Source organism: Celeribacter baekdonensis (assembly GCF_900102315.1).
Classification (GTDB): domain Bacteria; phylum Pseudomonadota; class Alphaproteobacteria; order Rhodobacterales; family Rhodobacteraceae; genus Celeribacter; species Celeribacter baekdonensis.
Window position 1 is genome coordinate 100267 of record NZ_FNBL01000001.1, and the last position, 15530, is coordinate 115796.

At 57.0% G+C, this 15530-nt stretch carries 15 protein-coding genes; 5 read left to right on the plus strand and 10 right to left on the minus strand.

What is annotated here, in order from left to right:
* Positions 1-43: 43 nt before the first annotated feature.
* From phoB to BLT54_RS00515, 7 genes are all read right to left on the minus strand, one after another.
* Positions 44-733, minus strand: coding sequence for a phosphate regulon transcriptional regulator PhoB (gene phoB, locus BLT54_RS00485; RefSeq protein ID WP_009571933.1), 690 nt, complete (start codon positions 731-733; stop codon positions 44-46).
* Positions 733-1458, minus strand: a complete 726-nt coding sequence (gene phoU / locus BLT54_RS00490) for a phosphate signaling complex protein PhoU (protein WP_074640028.1) — start codon at positions 1456-1458, stop codon at positions 733-735. Before phoU ends, phoB begins: the two co-directional genes overlap by 1 nt.
* A gap of 11 nt (positions 1459-1469) precedes the next feature.
* A complete protein-coding gene (gene pstB, locus BLT54_RS00495; protein ID WP_040402121.1) occupies positions 1470-2267 on the minus strand; it encodes a phosphate ABC transporter ATP-binding protein PstB in 798 nt (265 codons plus the stop codon).
* A gap of 13 nt (positions 2268-2280) precedes the next feature.
* Positions 2281-3636, minus strand: a complete 1356-nt coding sequence (gene pstA, locus BLT54_RS00500) for a phosphate ABC transporter permease PstA (protein WP_074640030.1) — start codon at positions 3634-3636, stop codon at positions 2281-2283.
* The gene (gene pstC, locus BLT54_RS00505; RefSeq protein WP_074640032.1) at positions 3636-5108 is read right to left on the minus strand and encodes a phosphate ABC transporter permease subunit PstC; all 1473 of its coding nucleotides are present in this window, start codon (positions 5106-5108) and stop codon (positions 3636-3638) included. The genes pstA and pstC overlap by 1 nt, the downstream gene beginning before the upstream one ends.
* 130 nt (positions 5109-5238) lie before the next feature.
* The gene (locus BLT54_RS00510; RefSeq protein WP_074640035.1) at positions 5239-6261 is read right to left on the minus strand and encodes a substrate-binding domain-containing protein; all 1023 of its coding nucleotides are present in this window, start codon (positions 6259-6261) and stop codon (positions 5239-5241) included.
* 244 nt (positions 6262-6505) lie between these two features.
* A complete protein-coding gene (locus tag BLT54_RS00515) occupies positions 6506-7573 on the minus strand; it encodes an ATP-binding protein (protein WP_083351625.1) in 1068 nt (355 codons plus the stop codon).
* Positions 7574-7862: 289 nt separating this feature from the next.
* Here BLT54_RS00515 and BLT54_RS00520 point away from each other — a divergent pair, with 289 nt between their 5' ends.
* Positions 7863-8210 (plus strand): hypothetical protein, encoded by a 348-nt coding sequence (locus BLT54_RS00520; RefSeq protein WP_143026700.1) that lies wholly within the window; start codon positions 7863-7865, stop codon positions 8208-8210.
* 91 nt (positions 8211-8301) lie between these two features.
* On the opposite strand, the gene BLT54_RS00525 is transcribed toward BLT54_RS00520, so the two are convergent.
* Together BLT54_RS00525 and gmk are read right to left on the minus strand one after the other, a co-directional pair.
* Positions 8302-8832 (minus strand): gamma carbonic anhydrase family protein, encoded by a 531-nt coding sequence (locus tag BLT54_RS00525; protein ID WP_074640039.1) that lies wholly within the window; start codon positions 8830-8832, stop codon positions 8302-8304.
* Entirely contained in the window at positions 8829-9476 is a 648-nt protein-coding gene (gmk, locus tag BLT54_RS00530) for a guanylate kinase (protein ID WP_074640042.1), read from the minus strand. Before gmk ends, BLT54_RS00525 begins: the two co-directional genes overlap by 4 nt.
* 574 nt (positions 9477-10050) lie before the next feature.
* Here gmk and BLT54_RS00535 point away from each other — a divergent pair.
* Positions 10051-10800, plus strand: a complete 750-nt coding sequence (locus tag BLT54_RS00535; protein ID WP_074641331.1) for a PAS domain-containing protein — start codon at positions 10051-10053, stop codon at positions 10798-10800.
* 161 nt (positions 10801-10961) lie between these two features.
* Here the strand turns inward: BLT54_RS00535 and BLT54_RS00540 are convergent, their stop codons facing one another.
* A complete protein-coding gene (locus BLT54_RS00540; protein ID WP_074641334.1) occupies positions 10962-12332 on the minus strand; it encodes a class II 3-deoxy-7-phosphoheptulonate synthase in 1371 nt (456 codons plus the stop codon).
* A 420-nt stretch (positions 12333-12752) separates the two neighbouring features.
* Here BLT54_RS00540 and BLT54_RS00545 point away from each other — a divergent pair, with 420 nt between their 5' ends.
* The 3 genes from BLT54_RS00545 to BLT54_RS00555 all read left to right on the plus strand — a co-directional run bounded on the left by BLT54_RS00545 (position 12753) and on the right by BLT54_RS00555 (position 15528).
* A complete protein-coding gene (locus BLT54_RS00545; RefSeq protein WP_074640044.1) occupies positions 12753-13928 on the plus strand; it encodes an ABC transporter substrate-binding protein in 1176 nt (391 codons plus the stop codon).
* A gap of 110 nt (positions 13929-14038) precedes the next feature.
* The gene (locus BLT54_RS00550) at positions 14039-14824 is read left to right on the plus strand and encodes an ABC transporter ATP-binding protein (RefSeq protein ID WP_074640046.1); all 786 of its coding nucleotides are present in this window, start codon (positions 14039-14041) and stop codon (positions 14822-14824) included.
* Positions 14821-15528, plus strand: a complete 708-nt coding sequence (locus BLT54_RS00555; RefSeq protein WP_074640049.1) for an ABC transporter ATP-binding protein — start codon at positions 14821-14823, stop codon at positions 15526-15528. The genes BLT54_RS00550 and BLT54_RS00555 overlap by 4 nt, the downstream gene beginning before the upstream one ends.
* Positions 15529-15530 lie beyond the last annotated feature (2 nt).

Sequence of the window (15530 nt, forward strand, 5' to 3'; positions counted from 1 at the left end):
TTGTGAAGGGCGGTGTGTGTTTTATTTTGCAAGAACGGGGCGCTTAGCCGAGCGCGTACCCTGCCCCACGCACGGTGCGCACCGGGTCGATGCCGCCATATTGGCACAACGCCTTGCGCAAACGGCCGATATGGACATCGACGGTGCGGGTGTCGACATAGATGTCGCGGCCCCAGACCCGATCCAAAAGCTGTTCGCGCGACCAGACCCGGCCCGGTTTTTCCATGAAGGTGGACAACAGGCGGAATTCGGTCGGCCCAAGTTTCAAAGAGCTTTCGCCACGTGTCACCCGATGGGTTTCGGAATCAAGGCGGATGTCTTCGAATTCCAACACCTGCCCCGCCGCCGCCGGACGCACGCGCCGCAATTGCGTGCGCACCCGTGCCATAAGTTCGATCACCGAATAGGGTTTGACCACATAGTCATCCGCTCCGGTCTCTAACCCCCGCACCCGGTCCACTTCTTCAGAACGGGCCGACAGCATGATGACCGGAATGTCGCGCGTGTCCGCACGGGTTTTCAAACGGCGGCAAATCTCGATGCCGGACACGCCAGGGAGCATCCAATCGAGCACGATGATATCGGGCTGATCTTCGTCCACAAACAACAGGGCATCATCGCCATTCTCGGCTTTCGAGACGACAAATCCTTCGGCTTCGAGGTTATAGGCCAAAACCTCTCGCTGGGCAGGTTCGTCTTCGACCACCAGAACGCGGGGTTGATCAGCGGCCATTATTCGTCCTCCACATCCATCATTCTCTGTGACGTGATGTCGCCTTTCGGGCGCGCATCCTCGGGCAACTCGCCGGTGGTGAGGTAGATCACCTGTTCCGCGATCGAGGTGGCATGATCCCCCATGCGTTCGATGTTTTTGGCGATGAAATGCAGGTGCATACAGGCGGTGATGTTGCGCGGATCTTCCATCATATAGGTGAGGAATTCGCGGAACAGCGCGTTGTACATCTGATCGACATCGAGGTCACGGTGACGGACTTCGTTGGCCATGCCGACATCGCGCTGGATATAGGCATCAAGCGCCAGTTTGAGCATTTCTTCGACTTCGCGCGCCATGCGACGGATCGAGGTGGCGGCCCCCGTGATCGGGTTCATATTGACCAAAACCCCGGTGCGTTTGGCGAGGTTTTTGGCGTAATCGCCACAGCGCTCAAGGTTGGTGGAGATTTTCATCACCGTTAACACCGTGCGCAAATCGCCCGCTGTCGGAGAGCGCAAAGCGATGAGGCGCGCGGCCTCCTCGTTCACTTCCTCTTCCAGCTTGTCGATGATTTTGTCGGATTTGCGAACCTTTTCGGCCAGCTCCACATCGCGCTCTTCAAGCGCTTGAGCGGCGTCTTTGATATTGGCTTCAACCAACCCGCCCATTTTCATGATCAGGGCCTGAATGGCCTCCAGATCACGATCAAAAGCAGAGGCAATATGTTTGTTATCGTTATGCATTTCTATCTCCCTTAGCCGATCCGGCCGGTGATGTAGCTTTCAGTGCGCTCATCTTTCGGGTTGGTGAAAATCTGCTGTGTGTCACCGTATTCAACCAGGTTCCCAAGGTGGAAAAACGCGGTCTTTTGGCTGACGCGCGCGGCCTGTTGCATCGAGTGGGTCACGATCACCACAGAGAAGTTTTCGCGCAGCTCGTCAATCAATTCCTCGACTTGCAGTGTGGCAATCGGGTCAAGGGCGGAACAAGGTTCGTCCATCAACAGCACTTCGGGCTCGGTCGCCACAGCGCGCGCGATGCACAGACGCTGTTGTTGCCCGCCCGAAAGACCCGTTCCGGGGGCCTGAAGACGGTCTTTGACCTCGTCCCAAATTGCGGCACGGCGCAGGGATTTTTCAACGATCACGTCCAAATCCGCTTTCGATCCGGCCAGCCCGTGAATGCGCGGCCCGTAGGCGACGTTGTCATAGATGGATTTCGGGAACGGGTTCGGTTTTTGGAACACCATACCCACTTTCGCGCGCAATTGCACCGGATCGACGCGTTTGTCGTAAATGTCCTCTTGGTCGAGCAAAATCTTGCCCTCCACCCGACAGACATCAATCGTGTCGTTCATCCGGTTCAAACAGCGCAGGAAGGTGGACTTGCCACAGCCCGACGGGCCGATAAAGGCGGTGACGGTTTTGTCTTTGATCTCGACATCCACGTCTTTGATCGCGTGGGTGTCGCCGTAAAAAACCTGTACGCCTTTGGCTGAGATTTTGGTGTCATTCATGTCCACGTCTCTTTTCACAATTCGCATATCGTTCATGGCTCAGACCTCATTACCAGCGACGCTCAAAGCGGCGGCGCAGAATGACGGCGATGATGTTCATCGTCATCAGGAACAAAAGAAGGATGATGATGCCGCCCCATGCCCGTTCATAATAGGCAGGATCGGCACGTTTGGCCCATTCGTAAATCTGGGCCGGCATGGCGGAGTTCGGATCAAGAAAGCCGGAGGCGATCCCGTCGGGCATGTTGGAGGCGATAAAGCCCACCATCCCGATCAACAGCAAAGGTGCGGTTTCGCCCAAAGCCTGCGCCAGACCGATGATGGTCCCGGTCAAGATCCCCGGCATCGCCAAGGGCAGCACATGGTGGAACACCGATTGCATTTTCGAGGCCCCGACACCCAAAGCGGCATCGCGGATCGACGGCGGCACCGCTTTCAGCGAGGCGCGGGTCGAAATGATGATCGTCGGCAGGGTCATCAACGTCAACACCAAACCACCGACCAAAGGCGCCGATTGCGGCAGGTGCACGAACTGGATGAACACGGCCAGACCAAGGATGCCGAAGACGATCGAAGGCACCGCCGCGAGGTTTGAAATATTGACCTCGATGAGATCGGTAAAGCGGTTTTGCGGCGCGAACTCTTCGAGGTAGATCGAGGTGGCCACGCCAATCGGCAGCGACAGAAAAAGCACCACGATCATCATGAACAGCGAGCCCATCATGGAGACCCCGATCCCGGCCTGTTCCGGACGGCTTTCGGACGCGTCGGAGCCAAAGATGAAATCGGCGTTGAATGTGGTTGCCATCAACCCGGCCTTTGCCATCGCATCGGCGATGTCGAGATGCTCGGCGTCGAGGTTTTTGTCGCGGATCAAATCCTCGCGTGTCACACGGCCTTTGAAATAGCCGTCAACCCGCGAGGACGCCAAGAGGCGGAACTCGACCGATGTGCCAACGCGCGAGGGATCGGCCAAAACCGTGTCGCGCACTTGGGCAGCCACAGAGGAGGACAGGAGTTTTTCAACGTCCTTTTCCTTTTTGAACGGGATGGCAATGCCTGCGTCTTTCAGTGCCGTGATCAACGCGTTGGTCACCACCGGCTTATAGCCAAAGGTGGAGACTTTCGACATCTCATCCACATTGCGGTTGCCGGTTTTGTCCAAAGCAGACTCGGTCAATTCCACCGGAATGGTGATGAAGGTCTGTTTGAACGCCGGAGTGCCGTTGGAGAAAATCGCCACAAGCAAAGCGATAAGGAAGAACAAGCCAATCGCAATCGCGGCCACGCCATAGGCTTTGAACCGGACCTCGGATTGGTTGCGCCGTTTTGTGCGTTTGGTTTCGTCATAGAGCGATGAGGTGCTCTTTGGGGTCGGTTGCGTATTTGCGGTCATATCGGACATTAGTCATACTGCTCCCGGTATTTGCGCACGATGTAGAGCGCGAAGATGTTAAGCGCGAGGGTGATCACGAACAACGTCATCCCCAAGGCAAAGGCCACGAGGGCTTCGGGCGAGGAAAAATCAGCATCCCCCGTAAGCTGTGACACGATTTTTGCGGTCACGGTGGTCATCGCTTCAAACGGGTTGACGGACAGGCGCGCGGCGGCCCCTGCCCCAAGCACCACGATCATGGTCTCCCCGATGGCACGCGAGGCGGCCAAAAGGATCGCGCCGACGATGCCCGGCAAAGCGGCCGGCAGGATCACCTGTTTCACCGTTTCGGATTTGGTCGCACCAAGGCCCAGGGAGCCATCGCGCATCGCCTGAGGCACGGCGTTGATGATGTCATCAGACAGCGAGGAGACGAAGGGGATCAACATCACCCCCATCACCAGACCTGCGGTCATCACGGCGGTGCCGCCCTTCATCCAACCAACGCCAAGCGCGCCACCGTCACCGAACAGATCGACCAAAAGCGGCCCGACCGTCAGCAAAGCGAAGAGACCGTAAACGATGGTCGGGATACCGGCGAGCACTTCGAGCAACGGTTTGGCAATCGCGCGCACTTTCGGCCCGGCATATTCAGACAGGTACACCGCGGCGAAAAGCCCGATCGGAACCGCCACCGCCAGCGCGATGAAGGAAATGTAGAACGTGCCCCAAAACAGCGGGATAATGCCAAGCTCGGAACCGCCGCCAAAGGAGGGCGACCATGTGGTGCCGAAAAAGAAATCCTTGGCCGGATAGAGTTTGAAAAACTCGATGGTATTGGAAAACAGCGACAGCACGATGCCAAGCGTGGTGAGAATGGCGATGGAGGCCGCGCCGATCAACAGCACCAGAATCACTCTTTCGACCGAATTGCGCGAACGTTGCTCTTTGTTGGTGCGCAGATAGGACAGCACAAAGCCCAGCACAGCCGCGCCCAGGGCCAGCACAGTCATCAACCAGAGACCGCCATTGGACAGGGTGCGATATTTCTGTGCGGCTTGCAAAACATAGGGTTCCACATTCGACCCAAGCGCCACGCCGACCGCGCCCAGACGCGCACGCACATCGGTGAACTCGGAGCGAATATCGCGGGCTTGCTCATGGGTCATCGCCCCTTCGGCGACCGCCACATCAAGCCCCTCGGCCACCCGGCGCACATCCGACATCACAAGATTCAAAGAGCCTGCGTCCGTATAGGCGCGCTCAGGGATCAAGGAGGTCACTTGGCTTTGAATAACCATCGGTTGCGCGATCAACCAGATCACCATGACGGCAAAGCCGGGGATCAAAGTCGCGAACAACACGTTGGCACCATAATAATTGGGCAAAGAATGCAACTGACGGATATCGCCATGTGCATCTTTGAGCGCACGCATGCGCCCCAGTACAAATCCGATAAGGCCAAGGGCCAGAACCAGAACGAAAAGCCACAGAATGGGCATAAGGCGCTTCCTTGCAGATTTTGCAGAACAGGTCAGAGCGGGCAAACGGACGGAATGGAACGCCCGTTCGGATGAAAAGCGGCGCGAGGGGTCCCCGCGCCGCTCCAATGTCAGATCAGAGCCACAAGGCTTAGTTCATGGTTGCTTCGTCGGACACAGCCGCTTGAACCGCAGCCAATTCCGGGTCAGACACGAGACCGTATTCGGCGAGCGGGCCAGACGGGCCAGCCATATCGTCGGAGACGAAGAACTCAGCATATTCTTTCACGCCCGGGATCACGCCGATGTGGGCTTTCTTCACGTAGAAGTACAGCGGGCGGGACACAGGGTATTCACCGGTCGCGATGGATTCGGTGGACGGAACCACACCGGACATGGTCGCAACTTTGAGTTTGTCGGTGTTGTTTTCGTAGAATGCGAGGCCGAACACGCCGATGCCATTGGTGTTGGCGTCGATACGAGCGAGCGTTTCGGTGTAGTCACCGTCGATGTCGGTGGACACGCCATCGGTGCGCACTTTGAGGCACTCATCGCCTGCGTCCATGCCAGCAGCTTCGAGCAAAGCGGCGGCACCAGTGGCTTCACAACCCTCGGCAAGAACTTTCTCTTCGAACACTTCACGGGTGCCGTGTTTGGTGCCCGGGATGAAGGTTGCAATTTCAATGGCCGGGAGATCGGCGTTGAATTCGTTCCACATTTTGTAAGGGTTGTCGACCAGAGCACCGTCAACGACCACTTTCGGAGCCAAAGCGTTGAACCAATCAGACTGGGTGAAGGCGGTGAAGGCCGGGCCGTTCAACTGGGAAGCGAACACGATGCCATCATAACCGATGCGGACTTCCATGATGTCGGTCACGCCAGCTTCAGCACAGGCAACAATTTCTTTTTCGCGGATTTTGCGCGATGCGTTGGCAATGTCGATGGTGTTTTCGCCAACGCCTTCACAGAAGCGCTTGAGGCCAGCGGAAGAACCGCCGGATTCAATGACCGGGGTCGGGAAATCAAAGTTCTCGCCGAAAGCTTCAGCTACGATCGAGGCGTAGGGAAGAACGGTGGAGGAACCGGCGACTTGCACCTGGTCACGAGCGGTGGCGGCAGTGGCCGAAACGGCTGCGATTGCGATCGCAGAGGCGGTCAGTTTCACAAAGGACATCATTTGCTCCTGAATTTGCTTTATGTCCGAGAGCAACATTGCTCCCTCAACGGGGGGTTTAGGGGGGTCTCGCAATGGTTTTGTGAAACTAATGTAACAATTTCATGACAGATGGCGGGAAATTCCTAGACATCTTGGCAATTAGCCTAGGTAAAACCGCCAAAACACCGCCAATGTGACAGTGCGTTAGGGATTGTGACAGCCTGTTAACCCCTGATTTTCGGGAAAAATCCAAAGATTTGGCTTATTGATAGGGCAAAATGACCGAAAAACAGCTGCCGCGCCCAGTGTGGCTTTCGATCCTCAGCCGCCCGCGGTGGCGGTTCAGAATATGTTTTACAATCGCCAGACCCAACCCGGTCCCACCCATTTCACGCGAGCGATGCGAATCTACCCGGTAGAACCGTTCGGTCAGGCGCGGGATATGTTGCGAGGCGATGCCATCGCCTTGGTCCGACACATCCACCCGCACCGCTTGCGAACGCATCGTCGGTTCGACCGCATGTGAGGTCAGACAGATGTGCACCTCTTTGCCCGCGCCGCCATATTTGATCGCGTTCTCGATCAGGTTGGTGAACACTTGCGTCAATTGGTCGAAATCTCCGGGCACCTCTTCGACCCCCTGCGTACCCTCAAGCGTCAAGGTCACATCGCGTGCCTGCGCCACAGGGTGCAAGGTCAGGGCCACAGAGCGCAGCAGCGCCGAAATGTCCACCCGATCCGTCGGACGCACACGGCGTTCGGCCTCAACCCGGCTCAGGGACAACAGATCGCCGACGATCCGGTTCATCCGCTTGGCCTCGCGGTCCATGATCTCCAAAAACCGGGTGCGCGCGGCGGTGTCATCGGCGGCCGGGCCCAGCAGGGTTTCGATAAACCCGAGCACCGCTGTCAACGGCGTGCGCAGCTCATGGCTGACATTGGCCACAAAATCGCGGCGCATGTGTCCGGCCTCCTGGACCTCGGTCTTGTCCTCAAAGGCGACCGTCACACAGGCAAAATCGCCGACAATCACCGGGCGCACAAACACGTCATAGACCAAATCGCGCTGACTTTCGGTCACGCGGTACACCGCCTCGGCGGGTTCTGAGAGGCGCAACACGTTTTCAATCGCGTCCAACAACATGGGTTGGCGCAGCACCGTGATGTAATGTCGCCCGACCATGGCGTCGGAAAACAAGGTGGCGGCGAGGGTATTGGCGGCCAAAACCCGTTCGTCGCGCCCGATCACCACCACAGGCAGGGGCATCGCGCGTGCCATTTCGGTCACCACGTCCTCGCCAAAGGCCATTTCTTTTGTCACGCTGCGCATGGGATCACTTTCATTGTCTGCGTGGGCCTACCCACATCATGTAACCTGTCTGTGACAACGGGGGCTGTCAAACGGGTGCGTGCTCAAATTCCGTCTCTCAAATTCCCATTTTGCGAATTATTTCGGTTTTGATAAAAAGATTGTTGCAATTTCGATACTTTACCCGTTTGCTCGAAGAGGACATGAGAGCGTAAACATACAGGACCCCTGCCATATGGGTACCGTTCGACAGAACATATTTGGCGACATCATCGCTCTGAACCGGGACACACACCTGAGATCTTCAGGCATGATCTTGATGGTGGGCGAGCCACAGCTGATGCAAACCCTCAAAAAGCATTTCCCTGAACGGTCCGGCGTGTTCTTTATCGAATTTGCGGATCTGTCTCGTGAAATCTTAACTGCGATCAGCCCGGACAGCGTTGTGGCCCCGGCCATTTCGGCGCATTTTGATTGTCTGGAATTGGCGGCGTTTCTCAGTTCCGCTGATTACAAAGGCCTGTTTCGCGTCATTGCCAAAGACCTGCCAAGGCCAGAGATTGTGCGCACCGAAGTGCGGCAACATTACCCGCATTTGGATTTTGACATCATCATCCCGGCGCGCCCCGTGCCGCGTAATGCCAAGGTTATGCACTAATAATAAGGTGATGCACTAACAGGGTGATGCATCACATGGCCCTGTGAAAGGGCAAAAATCCAAGCCGCCCAGACGAAGCTGGCTCACGAGTTCAGCCAATCGCGACCAATCCGTCCCGAAACCGGCGGGCATTTTGTTGATAATGCAGCGCAGAGGCGCGCAGACCGGCGATCTGTGCCTCTGTCAGCATCCGCACAACCTTGCCCGGCGCACCCATGACCAGCGATCCATCCGGAATTTCTTTGCCCTCGGTGATCAAGGCCCCTGCCCCGATCAAACAGTTTTTGCCAATCCGAGCCCCGTTCAACACCGTCGCCCCCATGCCGATCAGGGAATTTTCGCCGATCACACAGCCATGCAACATCGCCTTATGGCCGATGGTACAGCCCGCGCCGATGACCAGTGGATAGCCCATGTCGGTGTGCAACACGCAATTTTCCTGAATGTTGCTGCCCGCACCGACCTCAATCGCCTCATTGTCGCCGCGCAACGTGGCGCCGAACCAAATATTGGCGCCTTCTCCCAAAATCACTTTACCGATGACATTGGCGTCGGGCGCGACCCAGTAGTCGCCATTTTCCGGCAACACCGGTGCGTGATCCTCAAGCGTATAGAGTGTCATCCTTCGACCTCCTGAAATTCGGACTGAAGCTGACGGACAAAATTCATCAGCCCCGGTTGTTGCGCCCGACGTAACCGTTCGGCGGTGATGATGGTTTTGAGCCGCTCAAACGAGGTCGCCAGATCGTCATTGACCAAAACATAATCGTAACCATCCCAATGGCTGATCTCATCCCAACTCTTTTCCATCCGTTTGGCAATCACCTCATCGCTGTCCTGGCCTCGGGTTTCGAGGCGGCGGCGCAATTCGCGGATGGAGGGCGGCAGCACGAAGATCGACAGCACATGATCGCGCAAAACGGAATTGGCGATCTGTTGCGCGCCTTGCCAATCGACATCAAACAACACATCGCGGCCCGTCTCAATCGCGGTGCGTACGGGGGCGGACGGAGAACCATAGAAATTGCCGAACACATGGGCGTGTTCCAACATCTCGCCCTCGTTGACCATGTCTTTGAACGTGGCCTCATTGACGAAATGGTAATCGACCCCGTCCACCTCACCCGGACGCGGCGCACGCGTTGTGGCGGAGATGGAAAATCGCAACGAGTTGTCCCACTCCATCAAGGCCCGCGCGAGCGTGGATTTCCCCGCCCCTGAGGGAGAGGATAAAATGATGAGAAGACCGCGCCGCTCCGCTTCCATGAAATGCTCCTTTTGTCGTCGCTCTTCCTATATCCGGCTGAGGACGGCTTGGCTACTGCTTGGCGATTGTGACGCAATCATGTCGGAACGCGCCAAACTGAGTCTCAAATGCTGCATCTGCACGTCATAATCTTGCCCATATTCCCGATCTTTCGCCCCGTGATCCGTCAGTTTCAGCGATGAACTGTGGCAGGGTTACTGTTCTAAATTGGCGATACATACAATTTTACAGAAGTGATTGGCGCGCGGATCGAACTCTGGACGTGCCAAAGTTATGCTTTGCAATGATTTGTTTTTGCGTATCTTTTTCCGTTTTGAGCGGTACGATCCATGGCCGGACGTTAAACTTTTGGTCACCATCGCGTCAGGCATTTCTGCAGATGTTAACCATTGGTTAGCTTTTTACACCAAATCGGGCAAACTCGTGGCATATTCAGGTCACGCCAGCGGTGAGACACAGCGGGCAATGAAATCAGGCGGGACGGTGCCAGCAGAGACCAAACGGCAAGGCAGCGCCCGCAGTCAACGTACAATCGGTGGCGTGATCAAAGCGCTCGTGAGAATAGGTGATGAGATGAAAATCGAATATGTCAGCGGCTCCAATGTTGTGTCCCTTATGCCGCGCCGCAACGACATGCATTTCCCGGCCCTCAAAACGATCGAAGCCTATTGGGACGGTTTGCGCAATGGCCGCCCCGTCCCGGCCCGTTCCGAAATTGATCCGCGCGGCATGCAATCGGCGCTCGAATATGCCTTTATCCTGGAACGGATTGCTTTGGGCGTGGCGCGGTTTCGCTTGGCCGGGATGCATCTGACCGATCTGATGGGCATGGAAGTACGTGGGATGCCGTTGACGGCGATGTTCGTACCGGAAAGCCGGGCCAAGATTTCCGAGGCTTTGGAAGCCGTGTTTGAAACGCCGCAAATCACCGTCATCACGCTGAAAGCCGAACGCGGCATTGGCCGCGGCGTGATGGATGCGCAGCTTTTGCTCTGCCCGCTCAAATCCGATCTGGGCGATGTGAACCGCGTCTTGGGCTGCCTCCAATCCAAAGGCGAGATTGGCCGTCAACCGCGCCGCTTTGAAGTGGTCGATGTGCAAAGCCGCCCGTTGCTCTCGGATAACCCGACGGAGCAAAGCTTTGCCACCACCCCGGCTGGCACCCCCGTGCCCGCTGGTTTTGCCGAGGCGAAAAAGGCCTATGACGATCATGCCGCAAAAGACGCGGGTAAAAACGAGGTCAAACCTCACGCCCCGATGCCGCAGCGCCCGAAAGGCAAACCGGTTTTGCGCCTGATCAAGGCCGAAACGCACAAAACCTAACGGAGGTTGTGGGCGTTTCGGGGTGAGCGCAATGAGCTTTCGTTAGGCGACGGGCTATGAGGCGATTGAAACCGGGTTTGTGTCTCATCGCGACTGAGCCCCGTCAGACATGCAAAAGCCGGACATGAAGCCCGGCTTTCAACATCTTGATCTCAAAAGAGTTACGCGGAAACCGCGATCTCTTCCGGCGTTTGGCTTTTTTGCAGTTCTTCGGCCACAAGGAACGCCAATTCCAGCGCTTGCGAGGCGTTCAGACGCGGGTCACAGGCGGTGTGGTAACGATCGGCGAGGTTCTCGTCGGTCACGGCGCGCAAACCGCCAGTGCATTCAGTTACGTCCTTACCGGTCATCTCGAAATGCACACCACCGGGGATGGTGCCATGATCGCGGTGTACGGCAAAGAACTCCTGCACCTCGGCCAGAACCATTTCAAACGGGCGGGTTTTATAACCGCTGTCCGATTTGATCGTGTTGCCATGCATCGGGTCACAGGACCAAACGACTTTGGCCCCCTCGGCCTTGACCGTCTCGATGAGACGCGGCAGATGGTCCGCGACTTTGCCCGCGCCAAACCGCGCGATCAGGGTCAAACGGCCCGCCTCATTTTCCGGGTTCAGTTTAGACATCAAGACCTTAAGGTCTTCGGCGGTGGTGCTTGGCCCGCATTTCAACCCGATCGGGTTTTGCACGCCACGGCAGAATTCCACATGTGCGCCGTCCGGCTGACGGGTGCGGTCGCCGATCCAGATCATGTGACCGGAGCCGGCAATCGTCGCCCCCGTGGTGCTGTCCACACGGGTCAGCGCCTCTTCATATTCCAACAAAAGCGCCTCATGCGAGGTGTAGAAATCCACCGTATGCAGGTCGTGATTGTTCTCGGATGTGATCCCCGCCGCTTTCATGAAATCCAGGGAATCTTGGATGCGATTGGCCATATCGCGGTATTTCTCGGCTTCGTCGGCCTCCGTGAAGCCCAGAGTCCAAGCATGCACCCGGTGAATATCGGCAAACCCGCCCTTGGAAAAGGCGCGCAGCAGGTTCAGAGAGGCGGCGGCTTGGGTGTAGGCCTGCAACATCCGGTTTGGATCGGGGATGCGTGCTTCTGGCGTGAAGTCAAAGCCGTTGATGATGTCACCGCGGTAGCTCGGCAATTCGACGCCGTTGGCGGTTTCGGTCGCCGCCGAGCGCGGTTTGGCAAATTGCCCGGCCATGCGCCCGACCTTGATCACTGGCACTTTTGCGCCAAAGGTCAGCACCATCGCCATTTGCAACATGACTTTGAACGTGTCGCGGATCTGGTCGCCGCCAAATTCGGCAAAGCTTTCGGCGCAATCGCCGCCTTGCAACAAAAACGCCTCGCCGCGAGAGGCTTTCGCCAGATCGCGTTTGAGTGTGCGTGCTTCCCCTGCAAAAACGAGCGGCGGATATTTGGCAAGCTGAGCCTCAACAGCAGTCAGCGCGGCCTCGTCCGTATAGTCGGGCATTTGCACACGCGGTTTGTTGCGCCATGCGGTTTTCACCCAATCCGTCATCGTTTTTACTCCAGGTGGTGCCTGCGCGACTTGGCGCAGGGGCAATTTCATCCTCCAACGCGTGCGGGCCCTGTTAGCGCCCACAGCGTTTGAGCTTTATAAACTTTCTGGCCTGTGGATGGAAACCAAAAACGACAGGATTTTATGCGTCATTCCGCGGCTGTTGGTCAAAAAACATGCAACGTAACCCCGCAGCCCGCAACTTTTCGGGGGAAATCGGAGGAAACCTGGCCATGAGTCGTCCTATCTCCTGCCTTTTCCCCTAAAGTCTTGCCAAAAGCGGATGATTTTTTCGCGACATCACATCTTTTTGGGCATTGGCCTGATTTCTGATCCTCAAACCCAACGGCATATCTTTCCAATTGGTAAAAGCCGTTCTAGTCTTCGCCCCAGACTACGAAAAAACAGGGAGTATACCATATGAAGAAACTGCTTTTGGCGTCCACCGCCGCAACCCTTTTCTCCGCTGCGGCCTTCGCAGAAGAGGTCAAGGTCGGCGTGATCCTTGGCTACACGGGCCCGATTGAATCTCTGACCCCCGACATGGCCGCAAGTGCGGAATTGGCCTTTAAAGAAATCAATGACAGCGGCATGTTTCTGGACGGTTCGACCATCACCCCCGTGCGCGCCGACAGCACCTGTGTGGACGCCGCCGCGGCTTCTGCGGCTGCCGAGCGTTTGATCACCTCTGACGGTATCGTTGCCATCATGGGCGCGGATTGTTCCGGCGTGACTGGCGCGATCCTGTCCAATGTGGCCGTGCCAAATGGTGTGGTGATGATCTCTCCGTCGGCCACCTCGCCGGGTCTGACCACGGTCGAAGACAATGACCTGTTCTTCCGCACCTCGCCGTCTGACGCGCGCCAAGGCGCTGTTTTGGCTGATGTTTTGAAAGAAAAAGGCATCACATCGGTGGCTGTGACCTACACCAATTCCGATTACGGCAAAGGCCTATCCGATGCGTTCGCGGCCTCCTATGATGGCGAAATCACCATCAACACCTCGCATGAAGACGGCAAAGCCGACTATTCCGCCGAAATCGCCGCACTGGCCTCGGCTGGTGGCGAAATGCTTGTCGTGTTGGGCTATGTCGACCAAGGCGGCAAAGGCATCATTCAAGCCTCCGCTGACACCGGCGCGTTTGACATGTTCCTCTTGGGCGACGGCATGTATGGCGACAGCTTGATCGCCGATCTGGGTGACGTGGTCGAAGGGTCCCTCGGTATCGTGCCATGGGCCGAAGGTGCGGGCACCGACGCGTTCAACGCTTTGGGCGAAGCGGCGGGCATCAACGTCTCCTCCGCTTACACCCGCGAATCCTATGACGCGGGCGCTTTGATCGCTTTGGCCATGGCCAAAGGCGGTGCGGCGACCAAGGACGCCGTGGCGGCCAACGTTTTGGATGTGGCCAACGCACCGGGCGAGCCGATCTTGCCGGGCGAGTTGGACAAGGCGCTTAAAATCCTCTCCGAGGGGGGGGATGTCAACTATGTCGGTGCAACCAATGTGGAATTGATCGGACCGGGCGAGGCCGCTGGCTCCTACCGCTATTACACGATCAAAGACGGCGCGTTTGAAACCGTTTCGATCCGCTAAGAGCCGCATAGGATGAGATGGCCCGGAGATCTGTCACTTGACGCTCCGGGCCATATTTCTTATCCGGTCCCATTCGCTTAACAGCCGGATCAAAAACGGGGATACACCATATGATCGAAGTGCGTGATCTGCACATGCATTTCGGCGGTTTTCGTGCAGTGGACGGGGCTTCGCTTACGCTTGAGCAAGGCACGATCACGGGGCTCATTGGGCCCAATGGCGCGGGAAAAACGTCGCTTTTCAATTGCATCGCCGGGGTTTTGACCCCGACCTCTGGACAGGTGTTGTTTGACGGTGAGGACATCACCGGGCTCAAACCGCACCATCTTTTTGCCAAGGGCATTTTGCGCACGTTCCAGATCGCGCATGAGTTCTCAAGCATGACGGTGCGCGAGAACCTGATGATGGTGCCTGCGGGGCAAACCGGCGAGACGCTGGTCAATGCGTGGTTCAAACGCAAACAGATCGCCGCCGAGGAACGCGCTTTGCGCGAAAAGGCCGATGAAGTCCTTGAGTTTCTGACCATTTCCCATATCGCGGATTTGAAAGCGGGCGAGATTTCCGGCGGTCAGAAAAAGCTTTTGGAGCTGGGCCGCACGATGATGGTCGATGCCAAAATGGTGTTTCTCGATGAGGTTGGCGCGGGCGTCAACCGCACGCTGTTGTACACGATTGGCGATGCGATCAAACGGCTCAACGTGGAGCGCGGCTATACGTTTTGCATGATTGAGCATGACATGGAGTTCATCAAACAGCTGTGCGATCCGGTCATTGTGATGGCCGAGGGCAAGGTGATGGCGACGGGCACGTCGAGCGAGATCATGAGCAATGACGCGGTGATCGAGGCCTATTTGGGCACGGGCGTGAAAAACAAAAAACCGGAGGGTGCCGAATGACGTTCCTCCACGCAAGCGAGATGCGCGGCGGTTATGGCTCTGGCGCGGATATTCTGCACGGCTGTACCCTGACCGTGCAAAAAGGCGAGATTGCCGTCATCGTCGGCCCCAATGGCGCGGGCAAATCCACCGCGATGAAGGCGGTGTTTGGGATGTTGAACCTGCGCGAGGGCCATGTGCATCTGGGCGGCGAAGACATCACCCAATTGTCCCCCCAAGAGCGCGTCTACAAAGGCATGGGCTTTGTGCCCCAGACCCACAATATTTTCCCGACCATGACGGTGCGCGAGAATTTGGAAATGGGCGCGTTCATTCGCAATGATGACGTCGAAGAGACGATTGAACAGGTCTATGAGCTGTTTCCGGCAGTCAAAGACAAGCGCAACCAAAACGCGGGCGAGTTGTCCGGGGGGCAACGCCAACAGGTCGCTGTCGGTCGCGCGCTGATGACCCAACCGAAATTGTTGATGCTGGATGAACCGACCGCAGGTGTCTCGCCCATCGTGATGGACGAGCTGTTTGACCGGATCATCGAGGTCGCCCGCACCGGGATTTCCATCCTCATGGTCGAACAAAACGCCCGCCAAGCGCTTGAAATCGCGGACAAAGGCTATGTGCTTGTCCAAGGCGCCAATGCTTACACCGACACGGGGGCGGCCCTTTTGGCCAACCCCGAAGTTCGCCGCACATTCTTGGGGGGCTAAGT

Bases quoted from the DNA above. Each gene is read 5' to 3' on its own strand.
- pstC (WP_074640032.1), bottom strand. From the start codon at position 5,108: ATGCCCATTCTGTGGCTTTTCGTTCTGGTTCTGGCCCTTGGCCTTATC.
- BLT54_RS00535 (WP_074641331.1), top strand. From the start codon at position 10,051: ATGAAAATCGAATATGTCAGCGGCTCCAATGTTGTGTCCCTTATGCCG.
- BLT54_RS00545 (WP_074640044.1), top strand. From the start codon at position 12,753: ATGAAGAAACTGCTTTTGGCGTCCACCGCCGCAACCCTTTTCTCCGCT.
- phoU (WP_074640028.1), bottom strand. From the start codon at position 1,458: ATGCATAACGATAACAAACATATTGCCTCTGCTTTTGATCGTGATCTG.
- BLT54_RS00555 (WP_074640049.1), top strand. From the start codon at position 14,821: ATGACGTTCCTCCACGCAAGCGAGATGCGCGGCGGTTATGGCTCTGGC.
- BLT54_RS00515 (WP_083351625.1), bottom strand. From the start codon at position 7,573: ATGCGCAGCGTGACAAAAGAAATGGCCTTTGGCGAGGACGTGGTGACC.
- BLT54_RS00550 (WP_074640046.1), top strand. From the start codon at position 14,039: ATGATCGAAGTGCGTGATCTGCACATGCATTTCGGCGGTTTTCGTGCA.
- pstB (WP_040402121.1), bottom strand. From the start codon at position 2,267: ATGAACGATATGCGAATTGTGAAAAGAGACGTGGACATGAATGACACC.
- BLT54_RS00510 (WP_074640035.1), bottom strand. From the start codon at position 6,261: ATGTCCTTTGTGAAACTGACCGCCTCTGCGATCGCAATCGCAGCCGTT.
- pstA (WP_074640030.1), bottom strand. From the start codon at position 3,636: ATGTCCGATATGACCGCAAATACGCAACCGACCCCAAAGAGCACCTCA.
- gmk (WP_074640042.1), bottom strand. From the start codon at position 9,476: ATGGAAGCGGAGCGGCGCGGTCTTCTCATCATTTTATCCTCTCCCTCA.
- BLT54_RS00525 (WP_074640039.1), bottom strand. From the start codon at position 8,832: ATGACACTCTATACGCTTGAGGATCACGCACCGGTGTTGCCGGAAAAT.
- phoB (WP_009571933.1), bottom strand. From the start codon at position 733: ATGGCCGCTGATCAACCCCGCGTTCTGGTGGTCGAAGACGAACCTGCC.
- BLT54_RS00540 (WP_074641334.1), bottom strand. From the start codon at position 12,332: ATGACGGATTGGGTGAAAACCGCATGGCGCAACAAACCGCGTGTGCAA.
- BLT54_RS00520 (WP_143026700.1), top strand. From the start codon at position 7,863: ATGATCTTGATGGTGGGCGAGCCACAGCTGATGCAAACCCTCAAAAAG.